Here is a 13,401-nt window from a genome sequence, read left to right on the forward strand (position 1 = left end):
GATTTTTAAACACTTGGAGTTGATTCTTGAAAGTCACGATAGGCAACTTTAGTATCTTTTCTGACTTGCTTAAATCAAATCCTGTTTTGCTTGGCCTTTTGGCTGGCTGCTTTAATTGACTAGTTGGAATTGATTCGATGTAAGAAGTGTCAAGATTAAAAGCTTCTGCAACTTGCAAAGCAGCCTCATAAATGCTTAATAATTCACTACTAGAAACATTAAAAATACCATAAGCCGTATTTTTTATTGCCAAAAAACAGGCTTCTGCCAAATCATCCACCAAGGTTGGCATTCTGAATTGGTCATTTACAATGGTTAGTGTTTGCTTATTTTCTACACCATTCTTTATCCAAGAAACAATATTATTCTTACTCATATTATCTACCAATCCATAAACAAGTATAGTCCTTAATATAGTATAGTTAATTTGAGCCTCTTTTAAAATTAACTCTCCTTTCAGTTTTGAGAGACCATAATAATTAATTGGATTCGGTTTATCCTCCTCCGAATAAGGACCATTTTCTCCATCAAAAATGAAATCAGTAGAGATATGAATTAAATGAGAATGATGTTTCTTCGTAGCTTTTGCAATTACCTTCAGAGCATCAACATTGATCTTATCACATTCAACTTGTTCTTTTTCGCATTGATCTACATTAGTCATCGCAGCACAATTAATAATATAATTAGGCTTTACATCATCAAGTAAAGTGTTTAATTTTATGTGGTCTGTTATATCAATACTCTTATAGGTATAATTTTTTGCGGTTTCGTTCCTATCATCACCACGAGAAATTGCGGTAACCTCAAAACTATCCAATTGCGAAAATAGATTCACTAACTTTTGACCAAGCAAACCATTGCTCCCAGTAATCACTAACTTCCCTCCCATTAAAATAATTTATTTAATTTTTGAATTTGTTTTGCACTTCCTAATACAATCAATTTAGAATCTATTACCAGTTTAGTTTCGGCATCTGGATTAATTACATATTCATGATCTGGCGTTTTAAAGCCTATAACAGAGCAACCCGTTTTTTTTCGTAAATCTAAATCTCGGATTGACTTTAGTAGAAATTCCTTTGGCAGATTATCTACAACAATTTCCTCAAGATGTGTAGCGTTTTCAGAATCAGCCGCCAGTTTATCTACAAATTCAACAATATCAGGCGTAACTAATAAGGAAGCCATGTGCTCTCCACCTAATTTATCTGGCATAATTACATTATTAGCACCAGCAATTCGCAATTTTGCATCAGAGGAATCATTTGATGCTCTACTAACAATAGTCAATTCTTTGTTTAATTGCCTCGCTGATAAAACTACATAAAGATTATTAGCATCTGAAGGCAATGCAGTAATTAAACTTGAGGCTTTATCAATCGCTGCCTTTACCAAAAAATCATCAATAGTTGCATCTCCTTTAATATATAGTAAATTTTGTTCTTCAATTTCTAAAATTCGTTCTTCGTTATTTTCAATAATAACAAATGGCTTTTTATATTTAATTAATTTAACAGTTGCCTGCTTACCATTTCTACCATAGCCACAAACAATGGTATGACCGCTTAGCTTATCAATTGTTTTCTGCACCTTTTTAGTTTTTATGTTTTTAAGGAATTCTCCACTAGCAATATATTGAGTTATTACAGACGCTGCGTAACCCAACGTTAATACACTCATTAAAATCAGAAAAATTGTAAATAATCTTTCTGATTGACTCAAAGGATGAACTTCACCAAAACCAACAGTCGTTATGGTTATGATAGTCATGTAAAGGGCATTGATAAAGGTATCATCTGAAAAATACATGTAACCAAAGACACCGACACAAATTACCCCAATAAATAATAAAAGAGCTATATATAATTTAGGTTTAAAAATGTTCATAGTCTAAAGATCAAAAACTGAACTGCGTTTCGTATAAACCATATCCTTTAATTTCAATAAAAATGCCAAGGTCAAATAAATTCCAAACCAAAAGCCTAGTGTTATAAAAGATATATAGATGAAAAATAACCTTACGTTGGTTACTCTCATTCCCATTTTATCAGCCAACCTTGAAGAAACTTCAAAACCTCTTTTTTCAAAAAAATATCGCAACGATTGGACTATTTTCATTCTATTATATTTTGATGCAATTTAATAATTTTATAATTGAATATGTATTATAATTATCATTAAGAGCTAAATTTACCATTAATTGTGTTCTCAATTAATTATCTTTGCATTTTTCCAACTTTTTACAAAAATATGTCTGAAAACTATATAGATGTTCAAGGGGCAAGAGTCCATAATTTAAAGAACATTGATGTTAAAATACCTAGAGAGAAACTTGTTGTTATTACTGGCTTAAGTGGTAGTGGAAAATCGTCATTGGCTTTTGACACTATTTATGCGGAAGGACAAAGAAGGTATATTGAAACTTTTTCAGCTTATGCCCGACAGTTCTTAGGAGGATTAGAACGACCTGATGTTGACAAAATTGATGGTTTATCTCCAGTAATTGCTATTGAGCAAAAAACTACGAGTAAAAGTCCGCGATCTACAGTAGGCACAATTACGGAAGTTTACGATTTTTTAAGGTTATTATTTGCCCGAGCAGCTGATGCTTATTCTTACAACAGTGGTGAAAAGATGGTCAGCTATTCAGATGAACAAATTATTGATTTGATTTTAACTGATTTCGATTCTAAAAAGGTAAATATATTAGCTCCTGTTATTAAATCCCGAAAGGGACATTATCGTGAACTTTTTGAGCAAATTTCGAAACAAGGATTTGTTAAAGTTCGTGTAGATGGTCAAGTTATAGATATTGAAAAAGGGATGCGTTTAGATCGTTATAAAACGCACGATATAGAAATAGTTATTGATAGGTTATTGGTTGAAAAAAAGCAACAAAAAAGAGTTGAAGAAACTATTAAGACTGCAATGTACCATGGTGATGATACTATTTTAGTTTTAGACGTTGAGACCAATAAAACTAGATATTTTAGTAGAAGTTTAATGTGTCCTACATCGGGTATCTCCTACCCTAAGCCTGAGCCCAACTCATTTTCGTTTAATTCACCAAAGGGTGCTTGCGATAATTGTAATGGTTTAGGAACTGTAAATGAAGTTAATATTGACAAAATAATTCCTGACCCAGAAGTTTCAATTGCCAATGGTGGTATTGCACCAATCAATGAGCAAAAGAGTAAATGGATTTTAAAACAAATTGAACTTATTGCAGAAAGGTATCAGTTCAAATTAACTACACCAATTAATAAAATACCTAAAGAAGGGTTAGATGTTATATTATATGGTGGTAAAGAAAAATTTGAAGTATTATCTAAAGAAATGGGCATAACAAGATCTTACTCTATTGATTTTGAGGGAATTGTCAATTTTATAAAATACCAATTTGATGAAACGAGTTCAGTTTCAATTAAGCGTTGGGCATCTACCTATATGGATGAGAATAACTGCTCTGTTTGCGGTGGTTCTCGTTTAAAAGTAGAATCGTTACATTTTAAAATTCAAGGGAAAAACATTGCTGATTTAGCAGACATGGATATTGTTCAATTGGCAGATTGGTTTAAAAAAGTTAAAAATAAACTTAGTAAAAAACAAACAGCAATTGCTTCTGAAATCATAAAAGAAATTGAAACTAGAATTCAATTTTTATTAGATGTAGGCTTAGATTATTTAGCATTGAATAGAAGTTCAAAAACCTTATCAGGAGGTGAAGCACAAAGGATCAGATTAGCAACCCAAATTGGATCTCAACTTGTTGGTGTATTATACATTTTAGATGAGCCAAGTATCGGATTGCACCAAAGAGACAATCATAGACTTATAGATTCTCTTCAAAAATTGAGAGACATTGGAAATTCTGTTTTGGTTGTTGAACATGACAAAGATATGATTGAGCAAGCTGATTATGTAATTGATATTGGTCCCAAAGCAGGAAAGTTTGGTGGTGAGATTATCAGTAGTTCTACTCCAAAAGAATTATTGAAAAGCCATACCTTAACAGCTGATTATATAAATGGTACTAAAAAAATTGAGATTCCTAATAAAAGAAGAATCGGAAACGGTAAAGTTCTTATTTTAAAAGGAGCTACAGGAAATAATTTAAAAAATGTAACGGTTACTTTACCATTAGGTAAAATGATTTGTGTTACAGGAGTGTCTGGAAGTGGAAAGTCAACTTTAATTAATGAAACGTTATATCCTATTTTAAACCAACATATATATAGAGGTGTTAAAGTACCAATGCCTTACAAAAGTATTACAGGATTAGAACATGTTGATAAAATCATAGACATTAATCAATCTCCTATTGGTAGAACCCCAAGGTCAAATCCTGCCACATACACAGGTGTTTTCAGTGAAATACGTAATCTTTTTGCTAAAACTCCCGAGGCTCTTATTAGAGGTTACAAACCTGGAAGGTTTTCTTTTAATGTAAAAGAAGGTAGATGTGAAACTTGTGAAGGTGGTGGTGTACGCGTTATTGAAATGAATTTTTTACCTGATGTTTATGTGGAATGCGAAACATGTATGGGTAAACGTTTTGATAGAGAAACGTTAGAAATACGTTATAAGGGGAAATCAATTTCTGATGTTCTTAATATGACCATTGATGAAAGTGTCAAGTTTTTTGAACACATTCCAAAAATACATAGAAAGGTTAAAACCATAAAAGATGTTGGTTTAGGCTACATAACTTTAGGGCAACAATCTACTACCCTTTCAGGTGGAGAGGCACAACGCATTAAATTAGCCACTGAACTTTCGAAAAAGGATACCGGAAATACTTTTTATATTTTAGATGAACCTACAACTGGTTTACATTTTGAAGATATTGATGTTTTAATGAAAGTGTTAAACAAGTTGACTGATAAAGGTAATACCGTTTTAATTATAGAACACAACTTAGATGTTGTAAAATTGGCCGATTATATTATAGATATTGGCCCTGAAGGTGGGAAAAATGGTGGTAATGTTTTATGTACTGGAACACCTGAGGAAATCATCAAAGTAGAGACTAGCTACACTGCACAGTTTCTAAAAAAAGAATTACATTAGCAACCTATAGAAATAAATTAAACTAAAAAGAGAAAATATATGTCGTCAGCGTTAAATTTAAATGAAGAACGAAAAATAATTGAAAAATTTCAACATAAAACTTGGAATGAAATAAAAACCAATGATACTTGGGCCATTTTTAAAATAATGGCTGAATTTGTGAATGGTTACGAAAAGATGAGTAAAATTGGACCGTGTGTTAGTATTTTTGGTTCAGCAAGGACAAAACCTGATCAAAAATATTATAAATTAGCTGAAAACATTGCGTATGAATTAACACAAAATGGTTTTGGTGTTATTACAGGTGGTGGCCCTGGTATTATGGAAGCAGGTAATAAAGGAGCTCATAGAGGCGAAGGTGCTTCGGTTGGACTGAACATTGATTTACCTTTTGAACAACATGACAATCCCTATATAGATCATGATAAAAATGTAATGTTTGATTACTTTTTTGTTCGTAAAGTAATGTTTGTCAAATATGCTCAAGGGTTTGTAGTAATGCCTGGTGGATTTGGTACATTAGATGAACTTTTTGAAGCTGTAACATTAATTCAAACTAAAAAGATTGGAAAATTTCCAATTATTTTAGTGGGCTCTGAATTTTGGAACGGTATTTTTGATTGGGTAAAGGAAGTTTTAATTGGACAATTCGGAAATGCAAGTGCTGAAGATATGGATTTGATTCAAATTGTAGATACTGAAAAAGAAGTTGTTGATATACTAAATAACTTTTATAAAAAATATAGTTTGAGTCCTAATTTCTAATATAAACATCCTTTTTATTGAGGTAATATTAATTTAAAAAACTGATAAGAAATATACGTAGCACAATTTTAACATTAAAATAATGAAACTAAAACTAGTCATCTTAATAATGATTCTTTTGACTTCTGTAATGGAAGCTCAAAACATTATTAAGACTATGTTTTATAACTTATTAGAATTTCCGGAAGCACCTCCGACAAATAGACCAACTATTTTAAAGGCTATTTTAGATGATTATCAACCGGACTTATTTATGGTTTGTGAATTGCAATCAGAAGAAGGTGCTAATACCATTTTAGGTACTTCGTTACAAACTATTGATAATAGATATGCTAAAGCTGCTTTTGTTTCTAATCAATCAAATTTGACAACGGATTTGCAGCAACTGGTTTTCTTTAATAAAAAGAAATTAATTTTAGTTAGTCAAGATTTAATTACAACTGGCATTAGAGATATTAATCATTATCTTTTTAAATTAAATACGCCAGATAACACAACAAATCCTATTTATTTAGATGTTTTTGTTACACATTTAAAATCAAGTCAAGGTTTTGAAAATGAAGATAAACGATTAGATATGGTTCTGGACTTTACAAGTACATTAGTTAACATTCCATCAGACCATTTTGTACTTATTTCTGGTGATTTTAACCTATACACCGGTCAAGAGGGGGCGTATCAAGAATTATTAGACCCAACAAATGCAATTGTTTTGCATGACCCGATTAATAAAGATGGGAATTGGCATAATAATTCTACATATCAAAATATACATACACAATCAAGTAGAGATTCTAATGAGAACTTTAATAATAGAGGTGCCGGTGGCGGTATTGATGATCGATTTGATTTTATTTTAATTTCTGATAATTTAAAAAACAGTAGTACATTAAAATACACCCCAGACTCCTATAAAGCGTTTGGAAATAATGGTAATTGTTATAATAAATCGATTAATGACCCAACTTGTACAGGTACATTTAATCAAGAAATAAGAGAAGCATTATATAATATGAGTGACCATTTACCTGTAGTTATGCAACTAGAAACAGACAAAACACTAGCTACTAACAACCTAACCCATACGGCCGATTATTTAAAGTTTAAAAATGGTAATGTAGTCAAAGACTATTTTTCTTTAGATGTGAATGCTAGAATTTTTGATAAGCAAATTGTTATATATAATAGTATGGGGCAAAAAATTAAATCAGTTATATTAAACGAAGAAAATGAAAATATTGACGCAACCAATTTGACAAGTGGCATCTATTATATAAAACTACAAAACACAACCTCAACGTTAAAATTTATAAAACTATAAATTGAGGATATCAAAATACATTATCGCTTTATGCTGTTTTTCGGCCTTTATTTGTCATGCTCAGCATAACAAAACAACTATTGATGCTAAACTTGATTATCAAAATAAAGAACTTAAAATTCAACAGAAAATAACGTATCATAATGTTTCGAAAGTCACATTAGATACACTTTATTTTCATAACTGGGCAGCCTCATATAAAAATAGACACACTCCTTTATCTAAAAGGTTGATTGAAGATTATGATAAAAGTTTATATTTTGCGAAGTCCAATTTAAGAGGAGGAACAATCATTAAAAACATTTCTAGTAATTATGTTTCTGACAAATGGTTCATTGATAAAAATGAGCCTGATATTATAAAGGTAATTTTAAATAAACCTTTAAAATCTCACGACTCAGTTGTTCTATCCTTAACTTATATTACAAAAGTTCCATCTTCAATATTTACTGAATACGGTCAAAAGGACAACACCTATAATTTAAGATATTGGTATATTACTCCAGCTGTTTTTGATGGAGAATGGCAAACCATGAGTAACTTAAACATGGATGACTTATATATGCAACCTTCAGCATATAATATAAAATTTTCAATACCCCAAGGAGTACATTTCAATACTGATTTAAAGTATACAAAAAGTACTAATCCACCGTTTACAACCTATCATTTAAAGGGTAAAAACAGAATTGATATTGAATTGAATTTTAATGTAATTAATGATTTTATTGAGTTTGAAACTAGTCCTAAAATTATTACAAACTTAAATGGAACTTCATTAAGTAATTCTTTAAAAACAGATATCGTTACTAGAGAATTAGCTTTTATTGAAGAACACATTGGCAAATATCCACATGACAAACTTTTAGTAAACAGTATTAGTTATAGTAAAAATCCCATTTATGGTTTAAACCAATTACCAAAAATGTTTAATCCATTTTCTGGAGCTTTTGAATGGGATATAAAAATGTTTAAAGCATTAACTAGAAAATATTTAGAGAATACTATTATTGTAAACCGAAGAAAAGATGCTTGGATTTTAGATGGAATTCAGAACTTTTTAATGATAAAATATGTTGAGCAATATTATCCTGAAATTAAGGCATTGGGTAATATTTCTAAAATTTGGGGAGTACGAAGTTTCAATGTAGCTAAATTAGGTTTTAATGATAAGTACCCTTTTGTATATCAATTTGCAGCACGTAAAAATTATGACCAAGCGTTAACTACTAGGGCCGATTCATTATCTAATTTTAATAGAAAAATTGTCAATAAATATAAGGCAGGGCTTGGTTTACAATATTTAGATGAGTATTTAAATGATAGTATCGTTTTCAAAAGTATAAAACAATTTTATTCCGAAAGTTTGAATAAGGAAACTAACAGTAATTTGTTTCAAAGTATTATTACTGAAAAATCTGATAAGGATTTAAGTTGGTTTTTTGGTGACTATATTAACACTAAGAAAAAAATAGATTACACTATAAAGAAAATAAAACAAACCAAAGATTCTGTTGAAATTACGATTAAAAACAGAAGAAATATAACTGTTCCTATTGCACTCTATGGTATTAATAAAAAGGAAATTACATTTAGAAAATGGTTAACTGATATTGACTCTACCACTACCATTTCAATTCCAAAAGGAGACTATGACAGGTTATCATTGAATTACGAATATTTATATCCTGAATTAAATCTAAGAGATAATTGGAAAAATTTAAAAGGCTTATTAAATAAGCCAATACAATTTCGATTCTTTAAAGATGTAGAGAATCCTTATTACAATCAAGTTTTTTATAATTTTTATGCAGGTTACAATTTGTATGATGGTCTAATCTTAGGCCCTAGCTTATATAATGAAGCTATATTTAAGAAAAAGTGGTTGTATAAAATTACGCCCACGTACGGTACAAATAGTGGGAAAATTACGGGTGCAGCATCTTTTGTATATCAACACATACCAGAGGAGACTTCTGTATATAGGTATAGAATTGGAATTAGTGCTAGTAATTTTCATTATGATAAGAACTTAAGCTATGTCAGAATATCACCGTTTGCTTCAGTTGAATTTAAACGTAAAAGTTTACGTGATGTCGGCGGAAGTGCCTTATCAGCACGGTATGTAATTGTAAATAAAGAGATTCCTAAATTTGCACCCAAATTAGAATCAGACAATTATAATATTTTAAATCTTCGTTATGGCTATACCAAACCTGATATTATTCAAGACTTACGTTATAATGTAGATTTTCAGCTGGCTGAAAAATTCAGCAAGCTAGCATTAGACTTTAGATATAGAAAATTAACTGATACTCATAGACAGTATGATTTTAGGCTTTATTTTGGTACCTTCCTATCAAATAAAACAGAAAGCGATTTCTTCAGCTTTTCTTTAGATCGTCCTTCAGATTATTTATTTGATTACAACTTTTTAGGAAGATCTGAAAAATCAGGATTTTTAAGTCAGCAAATTATTATTGCAGAAGGAGGTTTTAAATCTATGTTTGATAACCCATATGCCAATCAATGGATGCTTTCTACTAATAATAGTATGAGTATTTGGAGTTGGATTGAAGCCTATGCGGATGCTGGTTTTTACAAAAATAAAAACAACCAAGCGTTATTTAGGTACGACAGCGGTATCAGATTAAACTTTGTCCATAACTTTTTTGAGGTTTACTTTCCGATACAATCTAGTTTAGGGTTTGAACCTTCTAGACCAAATTATGCCTCGAAAATTAGATTTGTAATTACATTAGCACCAGAAAAACTAATAGGATTAATAAGAAGAGGCTTTTTTTAATCTAAATACGCGTTAAACATCCAAGATTAATCTTTTACACAATTTGTATCCAAATGCAATTTTCAAGTGTCTTTAACTAAAAACAGACAGCTTATTTCATTTGACATTCTGCTATAAAAATCGTACTTTTGCGAGACTCCAATAAAAGTAATATATGTCAGAAAAAACCTTAGAACCAGAGCATAAATTGTCGTATGAAGAATTTAAAAAAGAAATTCTTGAAGATTATAAAATTGCGGTTATTAGCAGAGAATGTAGCCTATTAGGTAGAAGAGAGGTGTTGACAGGAAAAGCTAAGTTTGGTATTTTTGGAGATGGAAAAGAAGTGCCACAATTGGCATTGGCAAAAGCCTTTAAAAATGGAGATTGGCGTTCAGGTTATTATCGCGATCAAACTTTTATGATGGCAATTGGAGAATTAACACCAGCACAATTTTTTGCGGGGTTATATGCTCACACTGATATTGAGGCAGAACCTTATTCAGCAGGGCGACAAATGGGAGGACATTTTACTACACATTCCCTTAATGAAGACGGCTCATGGAAAAACCTGATGAAGCAAAAAAATGTTAGTGCAGATATTTCACCAACATCTGGACAAATGCCACGTTTACTTGGGCTGGCACAAGCATCTAAAATGTTTAGAGAAATTCCTGAACTTAAAAAGTACAATACCTTTTCTAATAACGGTAACGAAATAGCTTGGGGTACAATTGGTAATGCAAGTACATCTGAAGGTCATTTTTTTGAAACTTTTAATGCCGCAGGTGTTTTACAAGTACCTATGGTTATAAGTGTATGGGATGACGAATATGGTATATCAGTTCATGCAAAACATCAAACCACAAAAGAAAGTATTTCAGAAATTTTAGAAGGGTTTCGCCGTACAAATGATGTTGATGGTTACGAAATTTTTGTAGTCAATGGATGGGATTATTCTAAACTAATCGATGTTTACAATGAAGCCTCTACTATTGCTAGAAAAAATCATGTCCCTGTTTTAATACATGTAAAAGAGCTTACGCAACCTCAAGGGCATTCTACATCTGGATCTCACGAAAGGTATAAAAGTGCAGAACGCTTAGAATGGGAAGCAGCACATGACTGCAACGCTAAAATGAAGGAGTGGATACTTGATGTTTTTGAAAATGAAGAGGAGCTTATTACTATAGAGAAAAATGCTAAAAAAGAAGTTAGTGCAGCTAAACGATCCGCTTGGACTGCTTACTCGCAAGGTATTATTTCAACACAAAAAAAAGTAGTTTCTTTATTAGATAATTTAGCTAACGAAAGTGAGAATAAACCTTTTATTGCAAAACTAAAAAATGATTTAGAAACGTTAGAAGCCCCCTTAAAAAAGGATATTTTATCGACAGCAAGAAAATGCTTGGTTTATGTTAGAAACGAAAATATCAACTCCAAAGCTCCATTAATTAATTGGATTAATAGTTACGAAAAAGAGCAGCAATATAATTATAGCACACATTTGTATAGTGAATTCAAAAATACTGCCACATCTATAAAGGAAATTAAACCTACTTATGCCAAAGATGCAGAAATTGTTGATGCTAGAATTGTATTAAGAAATAATTTTGATAATATTTTATCAAAACACGATAATGTACTTATTTTTGGAGAAGATGCGGGTAAAATTGGTGATGTAAATCAAGGCTTAGAAGGTTTACAGCAAAAATATGGTGAATTAAGGGTTGCTGATACCGGTATTAGAGAAGCTAGTATTATGGGACAAGGTATTGGTATGGCCATGCGTGGATTAAGACCAATCGCAGAAATTCAGTATCTCGATTATTTATTATATGGATTACAAATTTTAAGTGATGATTTAGCCACATTGCGTTATAGAACGTTTGGTAAACAAAAGGCTCCTTTAATTATAAGAACTAGGGGACACCGGCTTGAAGGAATTTGGCATTCAGGCTCTCACATGGGAGCCATTACACACTTACTAAGAGGTATATACATTCTTACACCACGTAATATGACAAAAGCAGCAGGGTTTTATAATACACTGCTAAAAAGTGATGAACCAGCATTAGTTGTAGAAAATTTGAATGGTTATAGATTAAAGGAAAAACTACCAACCAACTTAGGTGAGTTTACAACGCCTATTGGGGTTGTTGAAACCATAAAAGAAGGCTCAGATATTACTGTAGTTTCTTATGGCTCTACATTAAAATTAGTTGAGGAAGCTTCTAAAGAATTATTAAAAGCAGAAATTGATATTGAAATTATAGATGCACAGACTTTACTACCGTTTGATTTAAATAAAGAAGTTGTTAAAAGTATTGAAAAAACCAACAGGCTAGTTATTATAGATGAAGATGTTCCTGGTGGTGCTTCGGCTTATCTTTTAGATCAAATTTTAAACAAGCAAAATGCATATCAATTTTTAGATAGTAAACCATTGACTATTACTTCAAAGAACCATAGGGCAGCTTACGGTACGGATGGTGATTATTTCTCAAAACCATCTATCGAAGATATTTTTGAAGCCCTTTATAATGTTATGAATGAGCTTAATCCATTAAAATATAAAAAATTATACTAAACTGCTCAACTTTTTTCTGTGCTTTAACTTTCATGTTTAGAAGTAATTATTTACTTTTGAACGCTGAATTATACAACTCTAAATAAAAACAAATGAAATTCGCTAAAATTCTAATCACATTTCTCCTTTGTGTATCTACAACGGGTATTATTTTCGCTCAAGAAGAGGAAGAAAAAGGCTCCTTAAATAGTGGTACTATTGAAAGCCAATTTGATTATATGTATAAAAAATCTCCGAAATGGGAAGATTATCGCAGTGTAAAAACGAATAATCTTTTTAAATTTAAAAACAATGTGATTGATTCTTTAAAGCAAGCACGCAAGATTTATGCAGAAAGTCAAAACGTTGTTAGTGCTCAAAAAACGGAAATTGATTCACTTAATGTAAAATTAGAAGCCACAAAAGGAAACTTAATGGCGGTTACAGAAGAAAAAGATAGTATTAAGCTTTTGGGTATTCCTATGAGTAAAACGGGCTACAATACTATACTTTGGACAATTATTGCAGCATTGACTGGACTATTATTATTTTTTATAGGTAAATTTAAAAGAAGTAATACTATAACTGTAGATGCTAAAAAAGCTAAAGCTGAAATTGAAGAAGAATATGAAAGTCATAGACAACGCTCTATAGAACGTGAACAAAAATTAAGAAGAGAATTGCAAGACGAATTAAATAAACAGAAATACTCTGAAAATGCAACTAAGAAAAAATAATTAATTATTTTTTTAACATTTTATTATGCAATAAATCTGAGATTTAAGAGTTATTATTTTCTGTTGCTATGAATTAAGTTTTTTTAAATAATTTTTTTCGACCCGATTATTATTAAAAAAGATTTGAAAAAAATTAACATTACCTAGGTAG

The 13,401-nt window shown here is 30.8% G+C and carries 9 protein-coding genes (1 of these 9 cut by a window edge); 6 read left to right on the top strand and 3 right to left on the bottom strand.

What is annotated here, in order from left to right; all coding sequences use genetic code 11:
- The 3 genes in view from FF125_RS15450 to FF125_RS15460 are tightly spaced (at most 3 nt apart) and all read right to left on the bottom strand, a layout consistent with a single transcriptional unit that may run on beyond the window.
- A protein-coding gene (locus FF125_RS15450) for an SDR family oxidoreductase (protein ID WP_138950602.1) crosses the window boundary here: on the bottom strand, positions 1–892 show its 5' portion. The gene continues 23 nt to the left of window position 1, outside the view; only the first 892 of its 915 coding nucleotides appear in the window; its start codon is at positions 890–892; its stop codon lies off the left edge, out of view.
- Positions 892–1,890, bottom strand: coding sequence for a potassium channel family protein (locus tag FF125_RS15455; RefSeq protein ID WP_138950603.1), 999 nt, complete (start codon positions 1,888–1,890; stop codon positions 892–894). The genes FF125_RS15450 and FF125_RS15455 overlap by 1 nt, the downstream gene beginning before the upstream one ends.
- A gap of 3 nt (positions 1,891–1,893) precedes the next feature.
- Positions 1,894–2,121 carry a PspC domain-containing protein gene (locus tag FF125_RS15460; RefSeq protein WP_117884865.1) on the bottom strand — a complete coding sequence of 76 codons (228 nt, stop codon included), beginning with the start codon at positions 2,119–2,121 and terminating at the stop codon, positions 1,894–1,896.
- 132 nt (positions 2,122–2,253) lie between these two features.
- On the opposite strand from FF125_RS15460, the gene uvrA reads away from it, so the two are divergent.
- The 6 genes from uvrA to FF125_RS15490 all read left to right on the top strand — a co-directional run bounded on the left by uvrA (position 2,254) and on the right by FF125_RS15490 (position 13,250).
- Positions 2,254–5,073 (top strand): excinuclease ABC subunit UvrA, encoded by a 2,820-nt coding sequence (uvrA, locus tag FF125_RS15465; RefSeq protein ID WP_138950604.1) that lies wholly within the window; start codon positions 2,254–2,256, stop codon positions 5,071–5,073.
- Positions 5,074–5,112: 39 nt separating this feature from the next.
- A complete protein-coding gene (locus tag FF125_RS15470) occupies positions 5,113–5,838 on the top strand; it encodes an LOG family protein (RefSeq protein ID WP_138950606.1) in 726 nt (241 codons plus the stop codon).
- 82 nt (positions 5,839–5,920) lie between these two features.
- Positions 5,921–7,159 (top strand): T9SS type A sorting domain-containing protein, encoded by a 1,239-nt coding sequence (locus tag FF125_RS15475; RefSeq protein ID WP_138950607.1) that lies wholly within the window; start codon positions 5,921–5,923, stop codon positions 7,157–7,159.
- Position 7,160: 1 nt separating this feature from the next.
- Positions 7,161–9,965: a gluzincin family metallopeptidase gene (locus FF125_RS15480; RefSeq protein WP_138950609.1), complete on the top strand. Its 2,805-nt coding sequence runs from the start codon at positions 7,161–7,163 to the stop codon at positions 9,963–9,965.
- A gap of 154 nt (positions 9,966–10,119) precedes the next feature.
- On the top strand, positions 10,120–12,534 hold the full coding sequence (locus FF125_RS15485) for an alpha-ketoacid dehydrogenase subunit alpha/beta (RefSeq protein WP_138950610.1): 2,415 nt from the start codon (positions 10,120–10,122) through the stop codon (positions 12,532–12,534).
- A 92-nt stretch (positions 12,535–12,626) separates the two neighbouring features.
- Positions 12,627–13,250, top strand: coding sequence for a tRNA (guanine-N1)-methyltransferase (locus FF125_RS15490; protein WP_138950612.1), 624 nt, complete (start codon positions 12,627–12,629; stop codon positions 13,248–13,250).
- Positions 13,251–13,401: the final 151 nt, after the last annotated feature.

It is taken from the genome of Aureibaculum algae, from assembly GCF_006065315.1.
Lineage (GTDB): Bacteria > Bacteroidota > Bacteroidia > Flavobacteriales > Flavobacteriaceae > Aureibaculum > Aureibaculum algae.

Bases quoted from the DNA above. Each gene is read 5' to 3' on its own strand.
- FF125_RS15485 (WP_138950610.1), top strand. From the start codon at position 10,120: ATGTCAGAAAAAACCTTAGAACCAGAGCATAAATTGTCGTATGAAGAA.
- FF125_RS15460 (WP_117884865.1), bottom strand. From the start codon at position 2,121: ATGAAAATAGTCCAATCGTTGCGATATTTTTTTGAAAAAAGAGGTTTT.
- FF125_RS15475 (WP_138950607.1), top strand. From the start codon at position 5,921: ATGAAACTAAAACTAGTCATCTTAATAATGATTCTTTTGACTTCTGTA.
- uvrA (WP_138950604.1), top strand. From the start codon at position 2,254: ATGTCTGAAAACTATATAGATGTTCAAGGGGCAAGAGTCCATAATTTA.
- FF125_RS15470 (WP_138950606.1), top strand. From the start codon at position 5,113: ATGTCGTCAGCGTTAAATTTAAATGAAGAACGAAAAATAATTGAAAAA.
- FF125_RS15490 (WP_138950612.1), top strand. From the start codon at position 12,627: ATGAAATTCGCTAAAATTCTAATCACATTTCTCCTTTGTGTATCTACA.
- FF125_RS15455 (WP_138950603.1), bottom strand. From the start codon at position 1,890: ATGAACATTTTTAAACCTAAATTATATATAGCTCTTTTATTATTTATT.